At 36.6% G+C, this 23,810-nt stretch carries 24 protein-coding genes; 16 read left to right on the top strand and 8 right to left on the bottom strand.

Annotated features, from left to right (window positions below; translation table 11 throughout):
* Nucleotides 1-143 precede the first annotated feature (143 nt).
* Genes chrA through kynB form a run of 3 tightly spaced genes read left to right on the top strand, consistent with a single transcriptional unit; the run spans nt 144 to nt 3,248 of the window.
* Nucleotides 144-1,331 (top strand): chromate efflux transporter, encoded by a 1,188-nt coding sequence (chrA, locus tag C406_RS0103810; protein ID WP_017379266.1) that lies wholly within the window; start codon nt 144-146, stop codon nt 1,329-1,331.
* 15 nt (nt 1,332-1,346) lie between these two features.
* Nucleotides 1,347-2,618 (top strand): kynureninase, encoded by a 1,272-nt coding sequence (gene kynU, locus C406_RS0103805; RefSeq protein ID WP_017379265.1) that lies wholly within the window; start codon nt 1,347-1,349, stop codon nt 2,616-2,618.
* Nucleotides 2,619-3,248, top strand: coding sequence for an arylformamidase (kynB, locus tag C406_RS0103800; protein ID WP_017379264.1), 630 nt, complete (start codon nt 2,619-2,621; stop codon nt 3,246-3,248).
* Nucleotides 3,249-3,350: 102 nt separating this feature from the next.
* Here kynB and C406_RS0103795 read toward each other — a convergent pair whose 3' ends face one another.
* The 4 genes from C406_RS0103795 to C406_RS20645 form a co-directional block, all read right to left on the bottom strand.
* Entirely contained in the window at nt 3,351-4,757 is a 1,407-nt protein-coding gene (locus tag C406_RS0103795) for a cryptochrome/photolyase family protein (protein ID WP_017379263.1), read from the bottom strand.
* Between the two features lie 2 nt (nt 4,758-4,759).
* The gene (locus C406_RS0103790; RefSeq protein WP_017379262.1) at nt 4,760-5,341 is read right to left on the bottom strand and encodes a TetR/AcrR family transcriptional regulator; all 582 of its coding nucleotides are present in this window, start codon (nt 5,339-5,341) and stop codon (nt 4,760-4,762) included.
* A 110-nt stretch (nt 5,342-5,451) separates the two neighbouring features.
* Nucleotides 5,452-5,943 (bottom strand): universal stress protein, encoded by a 492-nt coding sequence (locus C406_RS0103785; RefSeq protein WP_017379261.1) that lies wholly within the window; start codon nt 5,941-5,943, stop codon nt 5,452-5,454.
* Nucleotides 5,944-5,960: 17 nt separating this feature from the next.
* Nucleotides 5,961-6,113, bottom strand: a complete 153-nt coding sequence (locus C406_RS20645; RefSeq protein ID WP_017379260.1) for a hypothetical protein — start codon at nt 6,111-6,113, stop codon at nt 5,961-5,963.
* Between the two features lie 497 nt (nt 6,114-6,610).
* On the opposite strand from C406_RS20645, the gene C406_RS0103775 reads away from it, so the two are divergent.
* The 3 genes from C406_RS0103775 (at nt 6,611) to C406_RS0103765 (ending at nt 10,530) form a co-directional block, all read left to right on the top strand.
* Nucleotides 6,611-8,353, top strand: coding sequence for an ABC transporter ATP-binding protein (locus tag C406_RS0103775; protein WP_017379259.1), 1,743 nt, complete (start codon nt 6,611-6,613; stop codon nt 8,351-8,353).
* Nucleotides 8,350-10,110 carry an ABC transporter ATP-binding protein gene (locus tag C406_RS0103770; protein ID WP_017379258.1) on the top strand — a complete coding sequence of 587 codons (1,761 nt, stop codon included), beginning with the start codon at nt 8,350-8,352 and terminating at the stop codon, nt 10,108-10,110. Before C406_RS0103775 ends, C406_RS0103770 begins: the two co-directional genes overlap by 4 nt.
* A gap of 180 nt (nt 10,111-10,290) precedes the next feature.
* Complete coding sequence (locus tag C406_RS0103765; protein ID WP_407670294.1) at nt 10,291-10,530, top strand: metal-sensitive transcriptional regulator; 240 nt, start codon at nt 10,291-10,293, stop codon at nt 10,528-10,530.
* Between the two features lie 118 nt (nt 10,531-10,648).
* On the opposite strand, the gene C406_RS0103760 is transcribed toward C406_RS0103765, so the two are convergent.
* On the bottom strand, nt 10,649-10,855 hold the full coding sequence (locus C406_RS0103760; RefSeq protein WP_017379256.1) for a YheE family protein: 207 nt from the start codon (nt 10,853-10,855) through the stop codon (nt 10,649-10,651).
* On the opposite strand from C406_RS0103760, the gene C406_RS0103755 reads away from it, so the two are divergent.
* The 3 genes from C406_RS0103755 to C406_RS0103745 all read left to right on the top strand — a co-directional run bounded on the left by C406_RS0103755 (nt 10,854) and on the right by C406_RS0103745 (nt 12,899).
* Entirely contained in the window at nt 10,854-11,315 is a 462-nt protein-coding gene (locus C406_RS0103755) for a ferritin-like domain-containing protein (protein ID WP_237740501.1), read from the top strand. The genes C406_RS0103760 and C406_RS0103755 overlap by 2 nt on opposite strands.
* Nucleotides 11,316-11,391: 76 nt before the next feature.
* Entirely contained in the window at nt 11,392-12,540 is a 1,149-nt protein-coding gene (locus tag C406_RS0103750) for a DUF445 domain-containing protein (protein ID WP_026045595.1), read from the top strand.
* Between the two features lie 11 nt (nt 12,541-12,551).
* Nucleotides 12,552-12,899, top strand: a complete 348-nt coding sequence (locus tag C406_RS0103745) for a YlbF family regulator (RefSeq protein WP_017379253.1) — start codon at nt 12,552-12,554, stop codon at nt 12,897-12,899.
* 251 nt (nt 12,900-13,150) lie between these two features.
* Here C406_RS0103745 and cspC read toward each other — a convergent pair whose 3' ends face one another.
* Both cspC and C406_RS0103735 read right to left on the bottom strand, forming a co-directional pair.
* Nucleotides 13,151-13,351: a cold shock protein CspC gene (gene cspC / locus C406_RS0103740; protein WP_016429181.1), complete on the bottom strand. Its 201-nt coding sequence runs from the start codon at nt 13,349-13,351 to the stop codon at nt 13,151-13,153.
* A 301-nt stretch (nt 13,352-13,652) separates the two neighbouring features.
* The gene (locus C406_RS0103735; RefSeq protein ID WP_017379252.1) at nt 13,653-14,315 is read right to left on the bottom strand and encodes a CPBP family intramembrane glutamic endopeptidase; all 663 of its coding nucleotides are present in this window, start codon (nt 14,313-14,315) and stop codon (nt 13,653-13,655) included.
* 284 nt (nt 14,316-14,599) lie between these two features.
* Between C406_RS0103735 and C406_RS0103730 the strand changes: the two genes are divergently transcribed.
* Nucleotides 14,600-15,382 (top strand): enoyl-CoA hydratase, encoded by a 783-nt coding sequence (locus C406_RS0103730; RefSeq protein WP_017379251.1) that lies wholly within the window; start codon nt 14,600-14,602, stop codon nt 15,380-15,382.
* Between the two features lie 41 nt (nt 15,383-15,423).
* Here the strand turns inward: C406_RS0103730 and C406_RS0103725 are convergent, their stop codons facing one another.
* Nucleotides 15,424-15,609, bottom strand: coding sequence for a YhzD family protein (locus C406_RS0103725; protein ID WP_017379250.1), 186 nt, complete (start codon nt 15,607-15,609; stop codon nt 15,424-15,426).
* Between the two features lie 147 nt (nt 15,610-15,756).
* Between C406_RS0103725 and C406_RS0103720 the strand changes: the two genes are divergently transcribed.
* The 6 genes from C406_RS0103720 (at nt 15,757) to yhaM (ending at nt 23,807) form a co-directional block, all read left to right on the top strand.
* Nucleotides 15,757-15,972, top strand: coding sequence for a helix-turn-helix transcriptional regulator (locus C406_RS0103720; protein WP_017379249.1), 216 nt, complete (start codon nt 15,757-15,759; stop codon nt 15,970-15,972).
* Nucleotides 15,973-16,131: 159 nt separating this feature from the next.
* Complete coding sequence (locus C406_RS0103715; protein ID WP_017379248.1) at nt 16,132-17,031, top strand: ABC transporter ATP-binding protein; 900 nt, start codon at nt 16,132-16,134, stop codon at nt 17,029-17,031.
* Nucleotides 17,024-18,292, top strand: coding sequence for an ABC transporter permease (locus C406_RS0103710; RefSeq protein ID WP_017379247.1), 1,269 nt, complete (start codon nt 17,024-17,026; stop codon nt 18,290-18,292). The genes C406_RS0103715 and C406_RS0103710 overlap by 8 nt, the downstream gene beginning before the upstream one ends.
* A 454-nt stretch (nt 18,293-18,746) precedes the next feature.
* Nucleotides 18,747-19,967 (top strand): metallophosphoesterase family protein, encoded by a 1,221-nt coding sequence (locus C406_RS0103705; RefSeq protein WP_017379246.1) that lies wholly within the window; start codon nt 18,747-18,749, stop codon nt 19,965-19,967.
* 10 nt (nt 19,968-19,977) lie between these two features.
* A complete protein-coding gene (locus C406_RS0103700; protein ID WP_017379245.1) occupies nt 19,978-22,872 on the top strand; it encodes an ATP-binding protein in 2,895 nt (964 codons plus the stop codon).
* Nucleotides 22,869-23,807, top strand: coding sequence for a 3'-5' exoribonuclease YhaM (gene yhaM / locus C406_RS0103695; protein WP_017379244.1), 939 nt, complete (start codon nt 22,869-22,871; stop codon nt 23,805-23,807). Before C406_RS0103700 ends, yhaM begins: the two co-directional genes overlap by 4 nt.
* The last annotated feature ends 3 nt before the right edge of the window (nt 23,808-23,810 follow it).

Genomic DNA, 23,810 nt, shown 5'->3' with positions numbered 1-23,810 from the left:
CTGAAAAATAGTTAATACCTATAATAATAAAATACTTACGTATAAAAAACAAATATTACTTTCTAATGAAGTTTATACTGTTAACGAGTTTCTTCCTCTTGTATTATATAAGAGTAAACTTATATGTTAGGAAGTGATGAAATATGTCAACAAAAAAATCAGGTCGTTATATTGAAATCTTAGCAGCATCTACAAAACTTGGTTTAACGTCATTTGGAGGACCTGCAGCACATATCGGATTTTTTAGAGACGAATATGTTAAAAAGAGAAAATGGCTAGACGATAAACTGTATGCTGATTTGGTAGCCTTATGCCAATTCCTACCAGGTCCGGCGAGTTCACAAGTAGGGATATCAATTGGTATGCTCCGTGGGGGATTACTAGGCGGTATATTGTCGTGGATTGGTTTTACCCTTCCATCTGTTTTAATATTAATGGCATTGGGGTGGGTTATTACCCAGACAGGTTCATTTGAAAGCGGATGGATTCAAGGTCTAAAAATTGTGGCAGTTGCAGTTGTAGCACATGCTCTAATGGGTATGGGGAAATCATTAACACCTGATAGGACCAGAATCACGGTAGCAATGATTGCTGCTGCCGCGACATTGTTAATTCCAACAGCATGGGGACAAATTTCGATTATTGTCCTGGCAGGAATTTTTGGTGTTATGTATTACAAAAATGAAAAAGCACCAGAAGTTGTTGAAATGCCATTGTCGTTTGGAAAGAAAACCGGCATAATCGCTTGGATTCTATTCTTTGCTTTACTTATTTTATTACCAGTATTTAGACCGTTTGTTCAAGCTACTTGGTATGCGATTTTTGATATCTTTTACCGAGTAGGTTCCATAGTATTTGGTGGAGGACACGTCGTACTGCCTATGTTAGAAAGGGAAGTAGTGCCAGCTGGTTGGATGTCTGCAGATACATTTATTGCAGGTTACGGCGCCGCACAAGCTGTTCCTGGCCCATTATTTACATTGGCAGGATACCTTGGTCAAATTATGGGGAGCTTTTCAGGAGCTGCTATTGCCGTAATTGCCATGTTTTTACCGTCATTCTTACTTGTAGTTGGAACTTTGCCATTTTGGGCAATGATTCGAACTAAGCCAAGAATACAAGCTGCTTTAAAGGGAGTTAATGCAGCGGTAGTAGGAATTTTACTAGCAGCTCTTTATGACCCTGTCTTTACAAGTGCAGTGCATGACCCGATAGATTTTGTCATTGTGTTAATTTCCTTTACTCTGTTAGTATTCTATAAACTTTCACCTTGGGTTGTTGTAATTATCACTGCCATTTTAGGTGCACTAAGCTTTGCTATTTTTGGCTAAGAAGGAGGTAAGACTTTGGATACGACGGTAATTTTTGCAAAAGAAATGGATAAGCAAGACAACATGCGTACATTTAAAGAAGAGTTTTACTTGCCAGAAAATCAATTATATATGGACGGGAACTCCTTAGGTCTTATGTCGAAACGATCAGAGGCAACCCTTGAAAACCTACTATCAAGTTGGCGTGAAAAGGGTATTGATGGATGGACTGAGGGGAAGGACCCTTGGTTTACTTATTCAGAAAAGTTAAGTGAACGAGTGGCAACCGTCGTTGGAGCTAATAGTAATGAAGTTATGGTAACTGGATCTATTACTGTTAATATTCACCAAATGCTCTCTACTTTGTTTCATCCAACTGCTGAAAGATCAGTCATTGTCGTTGACGAACTAAATTTCCCTTCGGACATTTATGCTGTAGAAAGTCATTTAAAACTACGTGGACTAGATCCTGCAGTTTCAATGCGAAAAGTAAAAAGTGATGATGGCTATACATTGACGCTTGCAGCGATTGAAGAAATGCTGACTGAGGACGTAGCCATTTTAATGTTGCCATCTGTGTTGTATCGAAGTGGGCAATTATTAGATATAGAGAAAATTACCGAAATGGCACATTCAAAAGGGATTTTAGTCGGATTTGATTTAGCTCATTCAATTGGTGCAGTTCCTCACCAACTACATAACCAAAAAGTAGATTTCGCTATTTGGTGTCATTATAAATATATGAATAGTGGCCCAGGAGGATCAGGTGGACTTTATATTCATGAACGTCATCACGATGAGTTGCCAGGTCTAGCTGGTTGGTTTGGTTCAGACAAAACGAAGCAATTTGATATGTCACATGATTTTTCAAAAGCAAGTGGAGCAGGTGCTTATCAAATCGGTACACCAAACTTGTTTAGTGTAGCTCCACTAACTGGAAGTGTGGAATTATTTGAAGAAGCGGGTATGGGAAATATTCGAGCTAAATCGCTTGCGTTGACGCAGTATTTACGTGACTTAATTCAAGCAGAAGTGGGAACGTTTAGTTTTGTCGATGTCACCCCTGTTGTTGATGAAGCGCGAGGCGGTCATATTGCGTTAGCCCATCCAGAAGCAGCTCGTATTTGTAAAGCGTTGAAACAAGTTAATGTAGTTCCTGATTTCCGTTCACCGGATATCATTCGATTAGCACCTATTAGTTTTTATTCTAGTTTTGAAGACGTCTGGGAAATGGTTCAACGATTAAAACTTATTATGGTAGAAGAAACGTATAAAACATTCTCCAATGAACGAAACGTGGTGGCGTAATTGAAAATACATGACATATCTATGATGTTGAACAGTGATGTAGCCGAGTGGCCAGGTGATACGCCATTCCAGTTTCAATTAAACTGGACAAAGCAACAAAGTGGTTCAGTGAATGTAGGACAAATAATGACAAGTACACATATTGGTACTCATATCGATGCCCCATTTCATTTTGATGAGCAAGGAAAGAAAGTGCATGAACTACCTTTAGAAAACTATATTGTCGATGCGATTGTCATTGATGTAAGTGAGCAAGATGTGATTTCTAGAGAATCACTACAAGAAGTCCGAACAGGTAAGGCAAAAGCCGTTCTTTTCCGCACAAGTGCCTGGAATAAAAGAGCTGTTTTCCCTGACAGAATTCCAGTCTTTGAAGTTGGAGTGGTAGGGTGGATGGTTGAAAATGGCATTGTTTTATTTGGAGTAGATTTGCCGTCAGTAGATGCGATTACAAGCAAAAATCTACCCATGCATCATGCTTTAGGAACGGCAGGTCGCTATATTTTAGAAGGACTCGTGTTAGACGAAATAAAGGAAGGTACATATCAATTAATTGCACTTCCTTTAAAAATAGAGGGAGCGGACGGAAGCCCTGTGCGTGCAGTGTTGGTTGAACAAGTACATTTCTAGAGAACACTCGAGTTTACTTCCAGACTAAAAGAAACGACTAATAAATGAGCATAGTAAAATCTCTCCAAAAAAATAAAGGATGGACTCACTTGAATCACGAGTTCATCCTTTATTTTTCACTTCTTTGTAAGCTAGCAAGGCACGTTCTCGTCCTGCTTTGTGAATGACTACTGGGTAGGGGTAAGTTTCACCTAATAAAACTCCAGCTTCTTCAAGGGCATCCTCAGATGCTTGATCAGGTTCCATAATGTCTTTATTTGATAGTAAACGAAGCTCTGGAACCCATTTTCTAATATAAAGTGCTTCACCATCAAATTTTTTGCTTTGCAAATACGGATTAAAGATTCGGAAATAAGGTGCTGCATCCGCTCCACATCCTGAGGCCCATTGCCAACCGAAAGTGTTATTGGCAATATCGGAGTCAATTAGTGTATCTGAAAACCAAGACATGCCTTTTGTGAAGTCTACCAATAAATGTTTCGTTAAATAACTAGCTACATTCATACGCACACGGTTATGCATATAGCCAGTCGACCATAGTTCGCGCATGCCTGCATCTATTAATGGAATACCAGTTTGTCCAACACACCATTTTTGATAATGAACTTCATTATTCAACCAAGGGAACTTCGAAAAATTCTCATTAAGTGGCTTACTCGTTGTGTGAGGATAGTGTACAATCGTTTGATATGCAAATTCGCGCCACACTAATTGGCGAATAAACGCTTCACTTACATTGGGTTGCATTTTTAAAGCGTAATGATAAACACTGCGAACTGATAATGCGCCGATAGCTAAATAAGGTGAAATACGGGAAGTTCCTGAAATTGCAGGAAAATCGCGCTTTGTTTTATATGCAGCTAAGTCTTCGTCTATAAATGTTTTGACGAGATCAATTGCAGCTTCTTCTCCCGCTGGCCATGCTTCATCAATACCATCTGTCCACTTTATTGAAGGGACGAGCTGCAACGTATTAATATCTGCAGATATACATTTCACATTTGAATTAACGTTCGCAAATTTCACTTCTCTTATACGAGGTACGACTTGAGGAATATTTTTAGTTCGAAAGTGGTTATAGAAAGGAGTGAAAACTTTATAGGGCTCACCATTTTCCTTCACTGAATCCCAAGGGGGAAGAAGCATGGTGCCTTCAAATGTTTTAACAGCTAGACCGTCATCAAACCATTGTTTTGACAATTCTTCATCTCTTACCCGCTGGTGTGGATGATACGAACGGTTGAAATACACTGCATCAATTGCACTATCTTCCTTTAGCGCTTTTACTGTTTCAGCTAACGGAGTACTTGAAACATAAAGTTCACCACCAATATCGCGAATAGAAGCTTGAAAGGATTCCAAATTGCGATGTGTCCAGTACTTAAATGCTGCACCTAAATCAGCTTCTAAAATATAAATAGGTAAGACTTCACCATCAAGCTTTGCTTGAGAAAGAGCAGGATGGTCATGTAGTCGTAAATCATTTCGTAATAGCACTGCAATTTTCATATTCACGACTCCTTATGTGGTCTAACTCCATTTTCGATAATATCATTTAGTTTATCTGCCCAGCCTTCAATGTTTTCATCATTCGCAGGTCTAGACAATATTGAATGAAAAAAGAATGAGGCAACCAATGCATTAGGTAAGTCATCACGAACTTCTCCTAGTTCTTTTGCTTTTTTTACTTGATTAGACAACATAAAAAACATTTTCCCATGAAGTCCGTCCATTTGTTTTAAACGATTACGAGCGATCTCAGACTCCGATTGATCGAGCTGGGAACGCATGCTGATCATATAGTGAACTTGATCATATCTCATAAACAATTTCAGCCATTCTTTCATCGTATCAAGTCCAGTGGTTTCAGACTTGATTTTTTCCATTTCAGCCATTACTTTTTTGACTAAAATAAACATATAATCAGTGATTAGATCATCTTTATGGCTGTAATATTCATAGATTGTGCTGCGCGCAATATCTAAATTAGCGGACAATGCTTTAAAAGAAAAGCCCTCATACCCACGTTCGAGCAGTAACTTTTCGGTTTCTTTTAGCATTTCTGCTTCGTCCATTTTCTTTTGACGCGCCATTTCTACTCACACCTAACTTCTCTACTTCTTCTTCTTCCTAGTATACGTGAAAAAAACGTAAAATCGAAATAAAAATGCGCTCCTATTGAGATAGGAGCGCAACTAGGTGTTTATTTTACAACGATAACGGTACAAGGTGATTCTTTTACTATTTTTTCACTAACAGAACCGACGAAAAACTTTTGGAAGCCAGACTTCCCACTATTTCCAACGACAATGGCATCTACTTTTTCTTTTTCAGCCAGAGCGGATAATGCTGTCGCTGGGTGTCCATCAATAACGACGATTTGTGCTTCAACATGATGTCTATTTAATTCCAGCTGTATAGATTCAGTCATTTTATTAGCATAATCTCTTGCGAAATGATGCGGTGAATCTGGATCAAGTTGACCTGTAGTACCCTGATTATTTATATCTGTTAAAATTGGAGCCATACCTAAAGCCTCGCTTGAATAAGATGTATCTCCATTTTCATCATAGTCGTTTACATAAGCTATTATTAGTTCGCTATTTGGTCGGTTACGCAACACGTCAACAGCGCGGCTCAGTGCTACATTACTACCCTCGGACCCATCATAACCAACAATCATTTTGTTAAACATAAATAAAAACTCCTCTCTTATCCGAACATAGGGAATACATAATTAATAAGAAACCATAAAACAGCAAAGAATATAATTAAGTATGTAGCATATTTAATAAAGGTCGCTCCAACCAAACCGCTATCTGTTTTTTCTTCTCGTCTAACTTCAACATTCTTTTTTTCTTCCATGTGAATCGCTCCTTCATTCCAGAATGATTATGTCACCTTATAAATACCCTTCCTGAAATCGTATAAACACAAGCGATAAAATAATTATTTTTTCGAAATCTATTGACAATACAAAAAAATCCATGATAATCTAAGTAAGTAAAAAACTGTAGGAAGAGGAGGTACGTATAATGACTTTTACAATTGAAATTGTATTAAATTACATAGTTCCTCCGTACCTTCCAGTTAATTCTCTTTGATTTAACAATAAACAAGGAACAGGTATGGATACCAGTTCCTACTTTCATGTGTACACGCATCTGTAAACAGGGCGTGTGCTTTTTTGTGTTTATTTATTACCATATTTTGGTGTTATCAGCCATGTGCTGTCACATAAATATAAAATGAAATGGAGTGCTGACGATGAACTATCAACAACAGAAACAAATAATGATAAAGGAATCTCTAGAAAGCGGCTAGTGAGAGCCAAATCTTAAACGAAGGAAGAAGGAAACTATATGTTTACAGTTTTATTTAAATTAAGATGGTTTTTTGCGGAAAACTGGAAGCGATACACAATTGCTATATCGTTACTTCTGGTTACAAACGTTCTCGAAATTGTTCCCCCCTGGTTACTTGGAGAATCGATTGATGCCATTTATCAACAAACATTAACGATGAAGTTACTCATGACATTTATACTAGGGTTAATAGTTGTTACCATTGTTACTTATTTTAGTAACTTTATTTGGATATACCAATTATTTGGTGGAGCATATGTCATTGAAAAGCAACTGCGTAGCCGTTTAATGAAACATTTCTTACGCATGACACCTTCTTTTTATGAGGAAAATCGAACGGGTGACTTGATGGCACGTGCGACAAATGATCTAAAAGCAGTTTCTACAACAGCGGGATTTGGTATTTTAACATTAATAGACTCATCCCTTTATATGCTTACAATTATAGTAGCAATGGGAGTTCTCGTTAGTTGGAAATTAACATTTTTTGCTCTTTTACCATTACCTATTCTAGCAATCATTATGCAAATTCTTGGCAAGCGCATTCACGAGAAGTACATGAAAGCACAAGATGCCTTTGGTGACATGAATGATAGTGTACTAGAAGCTGTTGCAGGAGTTCGTGTTATTCGAGCATATGTACAAGAACGACAATCTGAGAAGCAATTCGATGATATGACGGAAGATGTATATTCTAAAAACATGGAAGTTGAAAAAATCGATGCATTGTTTAACCCGATTACAAAAATACTAACAGGTGTTAGTTACATAATCGGTCTAGGGTATGGTGCACTCTTAGTTTCAAATGGGGAAATGTCCCTTGGTGACTTAGTCTCATTTAACATCTATCTCGGTATGATTATTTGGCCTATGTTTGCGATTGGTGAACTAGTCAATATTATGCAACGTGGCAATGCATCTCTCGATCGTGTACAAGAAACCCTTGATCATGGAGAAGACGTAAAAGATCCGGGACTTCCAGTATCTTTAGAACGTCCAGGTCGTATAGGATTCTCGGGAGTAGAATTCCAATATCCAAAATCTACAACAATCAATTTATCAAATATAAATGTTCATATTGAACAGGGTCATACACTTGGGGTTGTAGGAAAAACGGGTAGTGGAAAGACGACCTTTATTAAACAATTACTACGTGAATATCCGGTAGGAAGTGGATCTTTATCACTTGGAGGAGTGGCGATTGAAGAACAAACGAAAAATCAGATTCGAAATTGGATTGGCTATGTACCACAAGACCATGTGCTATTCTCACGAACAGTCAGAGAAAATATTTTGTTTGGTTTTCCGGAAGGAACTGACGAAGATATTGAAACTGCTATTCGATTATCCCATTTTCAAAAAGATTTAGAAATGTTGCCCCAAGGATTGAATACCCTTGTTGGTGAAAAAGGAGTTGCTTTATCTGGTGGACAAAAGCAACGTATTTCCATTGCACGTGCTCTCATTAAAAATCCGGAGATTTTAATATTAGATGATTCGTTGTCTGCAGTCGATGCTAAAACTGAAGCACATATTATTGAAAATATTCAGCAAGAACGAATAGGAAAAACAACCATTATAACAACCCATCGCTTATCTGCCATTCAACACGCAGATTGGATTATTGTGTTAGATGATGGGGGCATGATTGAAGAAGGAACTCATGAAGATTTGCTTGCGAATAAGGGCTGGTATAAAGAACAGTTTGACCGCCAGCAAATTGAGGAGGTGTCATCATGAGTACAGGCAAAAGATTATGGGTGTACGCCCTTCATTATAAAAAACTTTTAATCATCGGAATAGCCCTTATGACTGTTGCAGTGGCTGCAGATTTAGCGGGTCCGTTAATTGCAAAAAAAATTATTGACGAACATATTGTCGGAGTAGTAGATGGTGCTCCACTTGATTTTGAAACAATAGCGATTTTACTTGGAGTATTCTTTGCCTTAGCGATTGTATCGGCTGTCTTTCGTTATGGTGAATATTTATTATTACAAAAAGCTGCGAATCGTGTTATTCAAAAAATGCGTAATGATGTCTATAAGCATATTCAAACTTTACCTATTCGTTACTTTGACAACTTGCCTGCAGGCAAAGTTGTTGCACGCATTACGAATGACACAGAAGCAATTCGAGAATTATATGTGACTGTGTTATCTCAATTTGCCTCAAGTGCTATGTACATTACAGGCATTTATGTGGCGTTGTTCTTCCTTAATTGGAAAATGGCCGCGATTACCTTGTTCGTGTTGCCGCTTTTGTATATTTGGATGATCTTGTATCGAAAATATGCAGCGAAGTATAATCACATTGTTCGAGAAAAAGTAAGTGATATGAATGCAATGATTAATGAATCTATTCAAGGGATGACAATTATTCAAGCGTTTCGTCGTGAAGAACAAATGCATGAAGAATTCGATGTGGTAAATCGTGAACATTATAAATATCAAAATAAATTGTTGTATTTAGATGCTGGCACATCTCACAACTTAGTAAGTGTTATTCGATCGATGACATTTGTATTTTTCATTTGGTATTTCGGTGGTGCTTCATTAACTGCTACAAGCGTAATTTCTGTAGGTGTGTTGTATGCGTTTGTTGATTACATCACTAGGTTATTTAATCCTGTAACGGGAGTCGTAAATCAGTTGGCTAAACTCGAGCAAGCATTAGTCGCAGCTGAACGCGTATTTCGATTACTAGACAGATCAGGCGAGGTTGTAAGTGATAAAAAAATTGAGCGTTATATGGGAGATGTACGATTTGACGATGTATGGTTTGCTTATAAAGAGCAAGAATATGTATTAAAAAGTATTTCTTTTGAAGCGAAAAAAGGCGAGACTGTTGCACTAGTTGGTCATACGGGGTCGGGGAAGAGTTCAATTATGAATTTATTGTTCCGCTTCTATGATGTGTCAAAAGGTACCATTTCAATTGACGGAATAAACATTCAAGACTTACCCCGTCAAACCGTGCGTGATCATATGGGAATAGTATTACAAGATCCATATTTATTTACAGGGACCATTGAATCCAATGTTAGTCTAGGCGATCCCAGGATTTCTCGTAAAAAAGTGCAAGCTTCCTTAGATGCTGTTGGAGGAGATCGCGTTCTGAAGCATTTACCAAAAGGCATTAATGAACCTGTGATTGAAAAAGGGAGTACACTTTCTTCTGGACAGCGTCAATTAATTTCATTTGCACGAGCACTTGCATTTGATCCAGCGATTTTAATTTTAGATGAAGCAACATCAAATATTGACACGGAAACGGAAGAAATTATTCAACATGCTATGGCTGTGTTGAAAAAAGGTCGTACTACATTTATTATTGCACATCGACTTTCTACTATTAAAAGTGCAGACCGCATTTTAGTACTGGATAATGGTGAAATTGCGGAGCAAGGTACACATGAGGAGTTAGTATCTTTAGGCGGACGTTATGAACAAATGTACCGTTTACAATCTGGTGTAACTCTGGATTCAAAAGTAGAGTAAGGGTTACTCCCTTTTTGAAGAATTAAAATTTTAAAAAACGATCTAAGAAGCTTTTGTGCTTTTCAACATTATTTTCTTGATGCAAGTAATGTTGTGGATTTTTCTTGTTAATTCCGCTATCGTATAAGAAAGAAGATGTGCTAGTGAGGAGTGACGATCTTGAATTATGATAAAGATGTGATGAATCGATTGAAACGTCTTGAAGGACAAGTGAGAGGCGTCATCAAGATGATGGAAGAAGACAAAGATTGCCGTGATGTTGTAACTCAACTTTCTGCCGTTCGTTCTGCAACAGACCGTACAATTGGGTTAATTGTCGCGAAAAATTTAGAACGTTGTATTGTTGCAGCTAATGAAGAAGGTACTTCTGCTGAAGAAGCTATTCAAGAAGCAGTTAGTATGTTGGTGAAAAGTAGGTAAAAAAGAAAAGCTAGAAACGCAAATTATTTTGCGTTTCTAGCTTTTTGATTTAAGAATAGTTAAAAGCATTATATATGAGAAAAATGATTTGTATCTTTTTTATGAATTCCCATAATTTTTAATCGTAAACGTGAAATAACATTAATTCGTGAATCATTTTCTTTACAGTTTCTTCGTTAGGTGGCGTGGATCCGCCTGTCCAAGTGATTGATCCATCCGGAAAGTATTCACCGCTATAGCGAGAATGTTGGTAAAAAAAAGAAAATGTCCAGCCTGGTAATTGCTTATTTTCAAACATCGGTTTGAAGCTAAAATGTTGAAGCATGAAAATATCCCCTTTCATAGGTGAAGTCACACTCGCATACGCTAGAAAAAAGGCGAAAAGGAGTGGCCTGTTGTTTAATGAACAGCTAAAAAAAGCTATTGAAGAAGAGTATCGAGCTTTTTATTTCTATAAATACATGCTAAAGCTCACAGACGATCCCTATTGGCAATCGTTTATCAAGCATGCAATGGAAGATGAAAAAAGTCATTATGAAATGTTTCAACAACTCCATTATATGCTGACTGGGCAATTTGTACAAAATCCCGATAAACCTAAACCAGCGACCAACTTAAAGCAAGCTGCGAAAGATTCGCTTGTAGATGAGCTAGAAGCAACCGAATTTTATAAAGAAATGCTACTCACTATCCCTATACCCGAAGCATACAATCCCTTGTTTATTGCCATGCATGATGAGATGGAACATGCAATTAGATTTTCAACGATCTATAACGCGTTATAAATGAGAGGTTCACATTTTTAACATACTACCTTTGCTGTTATAATTGAAGGTAGCTTGATAGAAAAAGGTGAACAAATTGAATTTTATATGGATATTACTATTCATGGCATTTATTGGTGCCTTGATCGGGGGATATACGAATCACCTCGCGATTAAAATGCTGTTTCGTCCTCATGAAGCGAAATATATAGGTAAATGGCGTGTGCCCTTTACGCCTGGACTGATTCCAAAGCGTAGGGATGAGCTAGCTAAACAACTTGGTCGAACGGTCGTTGAACATTTATTAACACCTGAAACGTTTAAACGACGATTCTTCTCTAATGACATGCGGAAAAAAGCTGAGTTATGGATTCAGTCACAACTTTCCAAACACGTGTTTGAATCACATATGACACTTCAACAATGGCTGTCAAAAGCTGGAATTGAACATGTGCCTTCTCGAGTGGAAGGGAAATTCGATTCAATACTTGATGAGCAAATGGCATTAATTGAATCCCGATTTGCCACAAAAACAGTGAAAGAAATAGCTCCTGAACAATGGCAGAAACAAGCTGAAGAGCGCATTCCTGAAATTGTTACTTACATGATTGAAAAAGGGGAAACGTATTTCGACTCGGAAGAAGGACGTCAAACAGTGAAACGATTAATTGATGATTTCCTTTCTTCTAAAGGAACGTTTGGCAACATGATCCAAATGTTCATGGGTGAATCTTCTACCATCGTCGATCGTGTGCAACCAGAAATACAAAAATTCTTGCGTGCGCCAGGAACCTTTGAAATACTTTCGAATGTCATTCGAGGGGAATGGGAGAAGTTGAAAAGTCGTCCATTAAACGAATTGATTGGCGGGTTTGATTTACAACCAGTTTTAACGAAAGTGAAATCCTATGCGAAACAAGAGCTAGCGGTTGAAAAACGACTAGATAGTACGTTACAATTATATTGGCCTGAAGGTGCTAACTGGACTGCTATTAACTTAACGCCGAAAATGACAGAGTTTGCGTTTATTCAAGGCGAACTAAAGCTAGAAGAAATGATTCAGCGATTAAGGCTAGAAGAGATGGTACAAGAGCAAGTTGATTCATTCCCAGTTGAACGACTGGAAGATTTAGTTTTAGGTATATCAAGAAAAGAATTTAAAATGATTACAGTTCTTGGAGCTGTACTGGGTGCGCTAATTGGTTTAATTCAAGGCGGAATCGTCTACTTAATGAATATGATATAGGAGTGAATTACATGACAGTTAACATTTATGATGATATTAATCGATTAGACAACACATTTAGGAAAACTGCAGAGTATGCAGCTGTTCAAAAAGCAGTAGAAGAAGTAAAAGCGGACGAACAAGCACTAGCATTGTTTAAAAGCTTTCGTGAATTGCAAATGACCTTACAACAAAAACAAATGCAAGGCGAAGAAATTGCTGGTGACGAACTAGAATATGCACAAAAAACAGCCCAACTCGTCCAATCGAACGCAAAAATTGAAAATATGCTTCAAGCTGAAATGGCGCTTAGCGGTTTAATTGAAGAAGTAAACCGTGTGTTAATGAAGTCAGTGGAATCATTATATGAAGGAATATAAACCGGCCTTGTGCTGGTTTTTTCTTTTTGAAAATTAAGCTTTAAATTAGATTGATTTCATGAGAAAAATAAAATATCCATGTAAAAAAGGCTATTTAATCTGTTATATACATCTTTGTTCTATATAAGAAGGCTGGATATTACTTGGTTGAGGGAAGTATGAATTAATATGTACAATAGAAGTGGAGTTTTTTGTGGTTTTTGGACAAATAAAAACAGACTCTACAATGTAGAGTCTGTTGAAAGGTTATATTATGCTTTTTGAACGTTTGAAGCTTGAGCTCCACGAGCGCCTTGCTCAACGTCGAAAGTAACTTTTTGACCTTCGTCTAATGATTTGAAGCCTTCACTTTGGATTGCTGAGAAATGTACGAATACATCGTCCCCATTTTCACGTTCGATAAAACCAAAACCTTTTTCTGCATTAAACCATTTTACTGTACCTTGTTCCATATTTGTTGCCTCCTAGTGTGAAATTCACACAATGTAATACTATCCCTGCCCAAAGTGATCATTAAGACGTAAAGTTTTAACGTATACAAATCTTTTACACTGACAAAAATAATTCTTCTTCATCATAGCACCAAACTAAATGATAAGCAAGTGATTTGAATAACTTTAATAAATTTTATTCTGAAAAATAATAAAGCGAGTTTGCTGCTAAATTGTAAGAACACTTTCATCTCCACTGAGATTTACTTACTAGAGGGTTTTTTTGTTCAATTTGATTTTAACTTCTTATTTAATAAGTCTTTTATAGGATGAAATAAAATAAATACACTAATATAATGCCTATATCAGCTAGTGTATGGCTAATTATTGGTGCGACCATAGATCTGAACTTGATTCGGAAATAACCCCAAAGTAATCCGGCTAGAAATATAGGCATTGTGGCAACTAAACTAAAAGGCATTGCAAACATTGGAACTAGTGATAATAAATGATATAAAGAATAAAAGAATGATGTCACGAAAACAGTTTGAATGCCACTTAAAGAAATAAGCAATCGCTTGTGCATAAATTCACGCCAGTACCATTCTTCTAAAAAGGGATTGATTACAATTAAAACGAATATAAATATCCATATATGTGAACCACTGAAATGCCATTTTACAAGTAATTCATTTAATTGATTTAAATTAAATAAGTAGTCTTGTGAAAAGTACACATAACTAAAAATTGTAATTAAACAAATGACTCCACTGACTAGACCAAATAAAAAAGACTTTATTGTAAATCCATTTTTGACTGATTGAATAAAGTCTAGTCTGTCTTGAGTTTTTCGCAAGTAAGTTGCAAAAGGAATGGCAAATAGCCAGCTATAAAACAGTACAAATGTAATTGGAACTGACTCGAAATAAGTTAAACCAATAAAAATCATGAATGTAGGACCTAAAGCATAAAGTAAATTCTTCATTCTTCCTCCTGGAATCCATTATCGAACCTTAGTCAATTTTAGTATAGGAACTTTTTTGGGTGGATATACAATTTTAATAATTGTCATTAGAAGTATTTATTATAATATCTAAGCGAACTACTCAACTGAAATTTACTTTACTATATTTTTTAGGACACTAAGTAAGTGGAATGTAAAACAATAGAAGGTTTCTTTTCGGATTATAAATAAATTTAAAGGATTTACAAAATGAATCTCGAATACTATTTATATGAATGACTATTCACTCAGAGAGAGGTGCCACTATGACATACGAAACACTAACAATTGAAAAGAATGGCCGTTTAGCAACTTTGACGTTAAATCGACCACAAAGTATGAATGCAATGAATGCAATCATGATGAAAGAAATTGCTGAAGCTTTAGAATGGTTACATGAAGAGGAAAATGTGCAGGTGTTACTTATTAAAGGAGAAGGTCGTGCTTTTTCAGCAGGTGGCGATATAAAAGCAATGTTAGATCCAAATAGTCCAATGGATATTGATACGGTTATGGTAGATGTTACTCGATTAGCAAAAGCACTCTATACACTTCCAATGATTACAATTGCTTCAGTTCATGGAGCTGCAGCAGGATTAGGTTTTAGCTTAGTGCTTGGCTGTGATGTTGTGATTGCAGAAGAAAACAGTAAACTTGCCATGAACTTCATTGGAATCGGTTTAGTCCCAGACGGAGCGGGACATTTTTTCTTGAAAGAGCGTATTGGAATACCTAAAGCTAAACAACTGATTTGGTCAGGTAAAGTGTTAAACGGCCACGATGCACTAGCATTAGGATTAATTGATGAAGTGACAGCTGAAGGAAGAGCTTTCGAGCGAGCTGAAGAGACAGCTGCAAAGTTCTTAGCATCTCCAGTAAAGGCTATGATTGCTTCAAAGAACATTTTACATACTCATAATGTTCATGAATTGGAAAGTATCTTGGCTCTTGAAAGTTCATCACAATCCGCAATGCGCAGGTCAGAGGATCACTTAGAAGGAATTCAGGCATTCGTAGAAAAACGAAAACCGCACTATAAAGGCGAATAAGGAAAAAATCTGCTAAAGCGAATGCGCTTTAGCAGATTTTTTTAAACATGAAATAAAATGAGTTTTCCAGAAGTGTTCACTAAACGATGAGTCGTATTTAAAAATTCTTTTTCCTCAATCTTATCTTGTCCTTTAGATTTTGCTTCTTCCTCTGAAGCAAATTCCCAAGTTTCTTCTACAATTAATTTCCCTGTCTTTTCGAATGCGGTGAATTTATAAGGCTTCATAAATATCCAACCTTTCTTAAGTGAATGTTAATTCATTATACAAGTTATCTAGACAAAAAAATAGTTTGTAAAGTGTACTTGACAGATTTATTTTAAGTAAAGTAAGCTTTACTTAAAATAAACTTTACAAATAAGGAGAGAAGATAGATGAAGAACTTTGTGAAAGAAAAACGCGTGAAGTTCAATATGACGCAAGATTATCTGTCTGATCAACTAAATGTCTCAAGACAAACTATTATTTCATTGGAAAAAGGAAGGTATAATCCATCCATCAATTTGGCGTTTAAATTATCACACTTATTTAGCTGTACGATCGAAGACCTATTTGTTTACGAAGAGGATGAAGAATTAACGAATGATTGATTTTGTGTCATGGTATTTTATAAGTTATATTACCATTTAATTTATTTTTATTGAATGAATTACAATAAGAGATGTCTTTGATGAACTATACAATAAAACAAATTCGTTTGCATAGTGTATCTAGACGAGCTTATTTAACAGATTGTAAGGAGGTAAAACATGACATTGAAAATTGATCATGTTACAAAGAAATTTGGGGATTTTAGGGCAGTTAATGATCTATCCATGACAGTTGAACAGGGTAGTATGTATGGTTTTTTAGGTGCTAACGGTGCTGGGAAGACAACTATATTTCGCATGATTCTAGGATTATTGGATGCTACTGAAGGAGCTATTACGTGGAATGGAAAACCAATTACCTACGCAAGTAGTAAACACATTGGTTATTTACCTGAAGAACGAGGCTTGTATCCAAAAATGAAAGTGGCAGACCAGTTAGTGTATTTAGGACAGCTTCGTGGTATGAAGAAGAACGAAGCTAAATTCGCAGCGAGTAAATGGCTTGAACGTTTTGAAGTTCCTCACTATGCACACAAAAAAGTAGAGGAATTATCAAAAGGGAATCAGCAAAAAATTCAAGTAATTGCTTCTATAATTCACAAACCTTCGCTTATTATTTTAGATGAACCGTTTAGTGGTTTAGATCCAATAAACGTTGAAATGTTAAAACAAGCTATATTAGACATTCAAAAAGAGGGGGCAACAATCGTTTTCTCCAGTCACCGCATGGACCATGTAGAAGAATTGTGCGAGCAACTTTGCATTTTACATCACGGGGAATCGATTGTCAGCGGAACTCTCAGCGAAGTGAAGCGAGGATTTGGGCTTCAAAACGTGAGGTTGAAAGCTGATTTTGACTTGACTTATTTAGGACAAATGGAAGGTGTGAGTTCGTTTAAACCTTCAAAAGAAGGTGGCATATTCCAAATTTCAGAAGAACGTACAGCACATGAATTATTACGTGCGGCATTAGTGAAAGGGAACATTCGTTATTTTGCAATAGAAGAACCATCTTTACATGATATCTTCATCCAAAAGGTAGGGGAAAATAATGCGTGATTTCTGGACAATATTTAAACAATCTTTTTGGACAAAAGCAAAGACAAAGTCCTTTGTCATTACAACGTTAATTGTAGTGGCGGGTATTTTCTTAATGGCGAATCTTTCTAGCATCATTTCAAAAGTTCAAGATGTAGGAGTCTTTGGTGGAGGAGTAGATGATCATACAATATTAGTAGTCGATAAGAGTGGCAGTATAGTCACTCAACTTCAACGACAATTAGATATGTCGGATAGCGGTATTACATTAAAAGTTACAACGAATTCGAATGATGAGCTTGAGAAGCAAATTACAGACAAAGAAATTGCTAGCTTTTTAGTTTTAGTATTATCTGATAAAGATACCATTCAAGCATCATACATATCAGAAAATGCCAATACTTTTGAAATACCAATGTCGATTCGAGAAGCTCTGCAAAGCGTTCAAACAAATATTAAAGCAAATTCTTTAGAATTAACAGAAGAAGAAGTTACTCAATTATTTTCTCCAATTCAATTTGAACAAACGGCAGTAAGTGCTTCTTCGAAAACAGAAGAAGAATTAAGCGAAGCACGCGGATTGGTTTACGTCTTAATATTTGTCATCTACTTCGCTGTTTTCTACTATTCAAATATGATAGCGATGGAAGTCGCAACTGAAAAATCATCACGCGTAATGGAAATAATTATCTCAAGTGTGTCGCCAGTTAAACATATGTTTGCAAAAATTGCTGGTGTAGGAACTCTGGGATTGTTGCAAATTTCTTTATTCGGTTTGGTTGGATTTGCGGCATTACAAACAACTTCATCCGATTTATCATCTGGAGTTTTTTCATTTTTCGGTTTCGCAAATGTCAGTATAAGTACAATGATATATTCAATTGTGTTCTTCATACTCGGCTATTTCTTATACGCTACTCTAGCAGCGTTGCTAGGATCTCTTGTGAGTCGTACTGAAGATGTACAGCAAATATTGTTGCCTATGACATTTTTAATTATCATAGCATCTTTCGTGGCATTTTCAGGACTTGGGAATCCACAAGCAACTTATGTGCAAATTGCTTCATACTTCCCATTTTTCACACCCCTTGTGATGTTCTTACGAGTGGGTATGCTTGATTTACCTGTTTGGGAGCCGGTACTCGGAATCGGAATATTGTTAGTAACCATATTTATTTTAGGTTGGTTCGGTTCACGAGTTTATCGTGGAGGAGTGTTAATGTATGGTGCATCTCAATCATTAAAAGATATTAAGGCAGCTATTCAATTAGGAAAAAAATAATGAGCTAAAAGCTAAGAAAGAATAACCCTTACTTTACTTTATAGAGAAAAAGCTGTCGAAGATGAAATTTCGGCAGCTTTTTGAATTAATTAAGTGTTTGCCACACTGTACCGTTAAAAAAAGACAGTTCTAGTGTCGAGCGATAGCTCAGTTGAAATTATTGACTGTATCGTTGTAATTATGGAAGATGACGTTGTAAAAATAGACTTCTGCGTTGTAAAAAACTGATCCATTTTGTAATAGTGAAATTAAGGAAGTTAATTAGTCTCTTAATGTGAAATACAACAACATATTACGATAGACATTTACCGAAGAAAACAGGATATGCTATGTGACTTGTGTGAAATTTGAAATAGTAAAAATGATTTATTCCACCACTACCATTTGATAGTAATTTACCAATTCAAATGTTAAAATAAGAACAAACATTCGATTATTGAAGGAGGGTTCCCACATGACTGCTATTCGATTTTTTCACGTAGCTGACTTGCATCTTGATAGTCCATTCAAAGGTGTTACCTCAATGCCTGAGCATCAATTAAAAATGCTACGAAATAGTACATTTGAAGCTTTTCAAACTCTTATTCAAACGGCGGTTCTAGAAAAGCCGGATTTCGTTCTTATCGTCGGTGATATTTATGATGGAGAAGATCGAAGCTTGCGTGCGCAACATAAGTTCCAACATGGGATGGAAACGCTAAATAAACATCAAATTCCAGTGTTTCTTTGTCATGGGAATCATGATCATCTTGGTGGGAAATGGACACGCTTTCAACTTCCTTCAAATGTACATGTGTTTCAAAAGAAAACCGAAAAAGTCCATATTCGTATAAGACAACATGATGTATACATAAGTGGTTTTAGCTATATAGAACGACATGTGAAAGAGTCGATGATGCCTTCATATGAAGAAGCTGCACAAACCGATGCGCTACACATTGGCATGTTGCATGGAAGTTTGGCAGGGGACGCAACGCATGACGTGTATGCGCCTTTCACAAAAGCAGAACTCATTAGCAAAAATTACGATTACTGGGCGCTTGGGCATATCCATAAACGACAAGTCTTACATATGGAACCACCAATTGTTTATTCAGGAAATATTCAAAGTCGTCACCGTAATGAAAAAGGGCCAAAAGGGTATTATGATGTGACTCTTGAGAAGGGAGATGCACGGCTTACATTCATGCCTACTTCTGCAATTATTTATGATGTGGTTAATTGCTCATGTAAAGACATTGTGCACGCGAATGAGTGGTTTGAGGAAATTGAAAAAGCCATTGATCAATTTCGGAATAAATATGGAGCGGGCGTAATAGAACTCAATTTAACTGAAGTAGATGCTAATACGCTAGCGTTGCTTGAGGGTACTCCAATGGATGAATGGCTATCTATGATTCGAGAAACCCAAGAAATGAAAGAACCGAATGTTTGGATACAATCCATCTCAATTGAAACTTCAGAAACCATTGAATTAGAGTCGAGTGGACTAACGGAGAATGTGATATCAGTAATGGGTAAGTGGGACTCACAACAATGGAAAGAAATCGTTAGTGATGTGTATCAACATTCACGGTCGATTCGATTTATGGATAAATTAGCAGACGAAGACTATAAAACCATAGAAAAAGAAGTACGAGATTTTTTACAAAAAGAACTCTCAGTAAAGAAGTGAGGAAAAATCGATGCGCATTCAAAAACTAGTTATTTATGGATTTGGGCAGCACGAAGATATTACAATTGAACTAAAAGATAGAATCAATGTATTTTTCGGATGCAATGAAGCAGGCAAAACAACGATACAACAGTTCATGTTGTCTGTGCTTTTTGGGTTCCCGCTTCGAAACCAAGGCCAGCTTAGATATGAACCAAAAGGTGGAGGGCGTCACGGTGGACAAATTCATATAAGCCACCCCGAGTTCGGATATGTAGTGATTGAACGCGTTAAGGGGAAATCTGCTGGTGACGTAATAGTTTTCTTTGAAGATGGAACTAGAGGTGAAGAAGAAGCATTGAAAAAGGTGCTTTATCGATATGATCGTGCCTCCTTTGAGTCTATTTTCTCGTTTTCCATTCATCAATTACAAAACTTCGAAAAGATGACTGAAGAAGAGCTGAGCCGAACATTACTCGCTTCAGGTACAACCGGAGTAGATGCTATTACCAAGCTAGAACAACGTGCGACAAAAGAAATGAATGCCTTATTTAAAAAATCTGGAAAGAATCCTCTAATGAACGTGAAAATTGAAGAGCTTCGAACACTCGAGCAAACATTAAAAGAAGAAAGAGTAAAAATTAACCAATATGAACCTTCAATTTTACGCATGTCAGATATTGACCAACAACTGGACATGTTGAAAAATAAAGAACAACAACTTAAACTTCAAAATGAGCAACTTTCTAAATATCGTCAAGCAAAACCATTGTTAGAGCAACAACTTGAGCTCAATACAAAACTTGCCGCTATCAATCAACTTACATTTCCAACTGAAGGAATTCGACGATACGAAGCGATAAAAGATCGTTTACAAGAGCATCAAGTTCAAATAGAGCAACTTCAACAAAGTATTTTACAGCTACAACAACAATCTAATGAACCATTTGAATTTAAACGAATAACAGAAATGGAGGAATTATTGTCAAAAGAAACGGAGTGGCATAACTGGCAGCTTCGAAAGCAACAACTTACAAATGAACTTGAACAAACGAAACTAGAAATGGAACAGCATAGCCGATTACTAGGAATTAAAGACGAAGCTCATTTTAACCAAGTGAAAGATATGGATGTATCACTTCAAAAAGAAGAGCATTTCCAACAAGTAATGCAACAGTTACTACAAGCTGAAGAAGAGACACGTTTTGAAATTAAAAGCCGTGATCGAGCGCAAAGTGAAAGTGAAGAATTTGAGCGGAAATTAGTTCAACTCAAAACGTCAGCTCCATCTGAAGAGGAACAGCAACAATCTGAAAAACTGCATAATTTAATAAGACAACTTGCAGAACTAAAAGCACAGCAACAAGTTGAGACTGAACCTACAACTAAGAAGACAAATACACACGTCATTGTGAGTGTGCTGATTTTACTTGCCTCTATAATTGGCGCAATTTCTTTAGGGAATGGGGGAATCGCAGTTGGTGGTATTCTTTTGGCAGGAGTAATCTTTGTTTTATTGAAGAGCACGAATCAACCAAAGTCTGAAAAACAAACGAAAGATTATCATGCAGAAATAGTGTCTCTTCAAGGACAACTGTCAAAATCAGAACAGCTAGCTGGACAAGTAAGCTTATATAATGATCGACTTTTGCAACTTACTGAGCAACGTCAAGATAGACAACAATTATTATTGAAAATTGAACAAAATGTAATAGCCGTTATTCAAAAACGTGATGAAGCACAAGAAACCCTGAACCAATTTCTAAAGCTTCACGGATTTGATGGGCTGTTGCAATCACAATTGTTTCCAGAACTCTTCAAACGTATTCGACAAATTCAAGAACTACATCAATTAAATATACGCAAATCAACTGAACATCAAGCTGTTGTGGAGCAAATTCATACGCGACTTACTAAGTTGGAGAAAGCTACAAGTGAATCATTTTCTGAAAATCAGGCTTATAGTCGTTTGCGAAACATTTCCAATGCACTTAAAGAGTGCAAAAAAGAGCAAGAACATGATCAGGAACAAGTAAAAAAATGGGCATTTCAGTTAACTGAAAAACAAAGATTGTTTGAAGTGCAGTCAAATGATATTCAAATGCTATGGAGAGAAGCGCAAGTTGACACTGAACCTGCTTTCTACGAAGCGGACTCAGCATTTCGCCAAAAAGAATCCTTTCAACATAATTTAAAAACAATAAATATACAGTTAGATTCTATTGGGAAAATCACTTTACCAACAGAAGATGAAGATCAACAGGAATTCCAACTCGAACAAGTAGAAGAACACTCGAATCATATAGTAAAGACTCACAATGACTTGCTAGAAGAAAGAGCGTTATTAAAACAGCAAACTAGCTCGATGTTAAGTGATGAACACTATGGTAATACACTTCAACAGTTTGAACAAAAGAAAGCAGAGCTTGCTGAACTTGCATACAAATGGTCCGTTAATAAGGTGATTACTGAGGCAGTCAGACAAACGATGTATAATTTAAAAGAGAAACGTCTACCATTTGTTCTTGAAAAAGCACAACAATTCTTTACTCAGTTAACGAATGGTCGTTATGAATCACTTGTAGTAAATGAAGAAGGAATTTTTGAAGCCATTAATCCTCATGGCATGCGTTTTCGTATTGCTGAATTAAGTCAAGCAACTAAAGAACAAGCGTATATTTCTTTACGCTTTGCTTTGTCAGAATCACTTGTTGATTCTGTTCCACTTCCAATAATAATGGATGATCCTTTTGTCCATTTTGATAGTTTCCGAGTGAAACAAATGGTACAATTAATGACAGATTTAGAAAACAATCATCAATTCTTATACTTTACATGTCATGAAGATATGACATCAATTTGGCCTTATGCACACGTCATTGATGTCTCAGCTTTACAAAAAGAAAGGAGTGTGCCATTGATATGAAGGGTATTACACAATTAGCAGTAGGAGAAGCTGTAGACCATTTTCTACTAATTAAACAATCTACTAAGGCTTTTACAACTACGGGAAATAAATTTATGACACTGATACTACAAGATAAGAGTGGAGATATTGAAGCAAAACTTTGGGACACAACTGAAGAACATGAGACCTTGTACCATTCTGAGGCGATTGTCCGTGTAGGTGGAGAAATCCAACACTATCGTGGAAAAAACCAACTGCGAATTAAAAGTATCCGTGCTGCAAAAGACGATGAAGGCGTTTCGTTAACTGATCTTGTACCGTCAGCAGAAAAAGCTAAAGAAGTATTGTTCGAGGAATTGATGCAATTTTTCTTTGAAATGAAAAACCCCCACATTCAACGTATTACTCGGCATTTATTAAAGAAACATCAAGCTGCCATCATGACATACCCAGCAGCAACTAGAAATCATCATGATTATGTCTCAGGATTAATTGATCACGTTGTATCGATGTTGAAACTTGGAAAGTCATTGTGTGACTTATATCCATCGTTAAATAAAGATTTACTATATGCAGGTATCATTTTGCATGATGTAGGTAAAGTTACAGAGTTATCTGGACCAATCGCAACTTCTTATACAATTGAAGGGAATTTAATAGGCCATATCACCATCATGGTTAATGAAATTTCAAAAGCAGCAGAAGAATTGCAGATTAATGGAGAAGAGGTAATGCTTCTTCAACATATGGTGCTATCACATCACGGTAAAGAAGAGTGGGGTAGTCCAAAAAAACCGATGCTACGTGAAGCCGAAATGCTTCACTATATCGATAATATTGATGCGAAGATGAACATGCTAGACCGGGCATTAAATAAAACGAACCCTGGTGAATTTTCTGAGCGTTTATTCCCGCTCGATAATCGCTCTTTCTACAAACCTACATTCGAGTAAGGA

This window comes from Paenisporosarcina sp. TG-14, assembly GCF_000297555.1.
Lineage (GTDB): Bacteria > Bacillota > Bacilli > Bacillales_A > Planococcaceae > Paenisporosarcina > Paenisporosarcina antarctica.
This window is presented reverse-complemented; position numbering and strand designations above follow the sequence as displayed.

Bases quoted from the DNA above. Each gene is read 5' to 3' on its own strand.
- C406_RS0103745 (WP_017379253.1), top strand. From the start codon at position 12,552: ATGACAGTTAACATTTATGATGATATTAATCGATTAGACAACACATTT.
- C406_RS0103760 (WP_017379256.1), bottom strand. From the start codon at position 10,855: ATGCTTCAACATTTTAGCTTCAAACCGATGTTTGAAAATAAGCAATTA.
- C406_RS0103705 (WP_017379246.1), top strand. From the start codon at position 18,747: ATGACTGCTATTCGATTTTTTCACGTAGCTGACTTGCATCTTGATAGT.
- C406_RS0103730 (WP_017379251.1), top strand. From the start codon at position 14,600: ATGACATACGAAACACTAACAATTGAAAAGAATGGCCGTTTAGCAACT.
- C406_RS0103710 (WP_017379247.1), top strand. From the start codon at position 17,024: ATGCGTGATTTCTGGACAATATTTAAACAATCTTTTTGGACAAAAGCA.
- C406_RS0103770 (WP_017379258.1), top strand. From the start codon at position 8,350: ATGAGTACAGGCAAAAGATTATGGGTGTACGCCCTTCATTATAAAAAA.
- C406_RS0103775 (WP_017379259.1), top strand. From the start codon at position 6,611: ATGTTTACAGTTTTATTTAAATTAAGATGGTTTTTTGCGGAAAACTGG.
- C406_RS20645 (WP_017379260.1), bottom strand. From the start codon at position 6,113: ATGGAAGAAAAAAAGAATGTTGAAGTTAGACGAGAAGAAAAAACAGAT.
- C406_RS0103790 (WP_017379262.1), bottom strand. From the start codon at position 5,341: ATGGCGCGTCAAAAGAAAATGGACGAAGCAGAAATGCTAAAAGAAACC.
- C406_RS0103765 (WP_407670294.1), top strand. From the start codon at position 10,291: ATGAATCGATTGAAACGTCTTGAAGGACAAGTGAGAGGCGTCATCAAG.
- yhaM (WP_017379244.1), top strand. From the start codon at position 22,869: ATGAAGGGTATTACACAATTAGCAGTAGGAGAAGCTGTAGACCATTTT.
- C406_RS0103735 (WP_017379252.1), bottom strand. From the start codon at position 14,315: ATGAAGAATTTACTTTATGCTTTAGGTCCTACATTCATGATTTTTATT.
- C406_RS0103700 (WP_017379245.1), top strand. From the start codon at position 19,978: ATGCGCATTCAAAAACTAGTTATTTATGGATTTGGGCAGCACGAAGAT.
- C406_RS0103795 (WP_017379263.1), bottom strand. From the start codon at position 4,757: ATGAAAATTGCAGTGCTATTACGAAATGATTTACGACTACATGACCAT.
- C406_RS0103785 (WP_017379261.1), bottom strand. From the start codon at position 5,943: ATGTTTAACAAAATGATTGTTGGTTATGATGGGTCCGAGGGTAGTAAT.
- C406_RS0103715 (WP_017379248.1), top strand. From the start codon at position 16,132: ATGACATTGAAAATTGATCATGTTACAAAGAAATTTGGGGATTTTAGG.
- C406_RS0103755 (WP_237740501.1), top strand. From the start codon at position 10,854: ATGAAAATATCCCCTTTCATAGGTGAAGTCACACTCGCATACGCTAGA.
- C406_RS0103720 (WP_017379249.1), top strand. From the start codon at position 15,757: ATGAAGAACTTTGTGAAAGAAAAACGCGTGAAGTTCAATATGACGCAA.
- cspC (WP_016429181.1), bottom strand. From the start codon at position 13,351: ATGGAACAAGGTACAGTAAAATGGTTTAATGCAGAAAAAGGTTTTGGT.
- chrA (WP_017379266.1), top strand. From the start codon at position 144: ATGTCAACAAAAAAATCAGGTCGTTATATTGAAATCTTAGCAGCATCT.
- C406_RS0103725 (WP_017379250.1), bottom strand. From the start codon at position 15,609: ATGAAGCCTTATAAATTCACCGCATTCGAAAAGACAGGGAAATTAATT.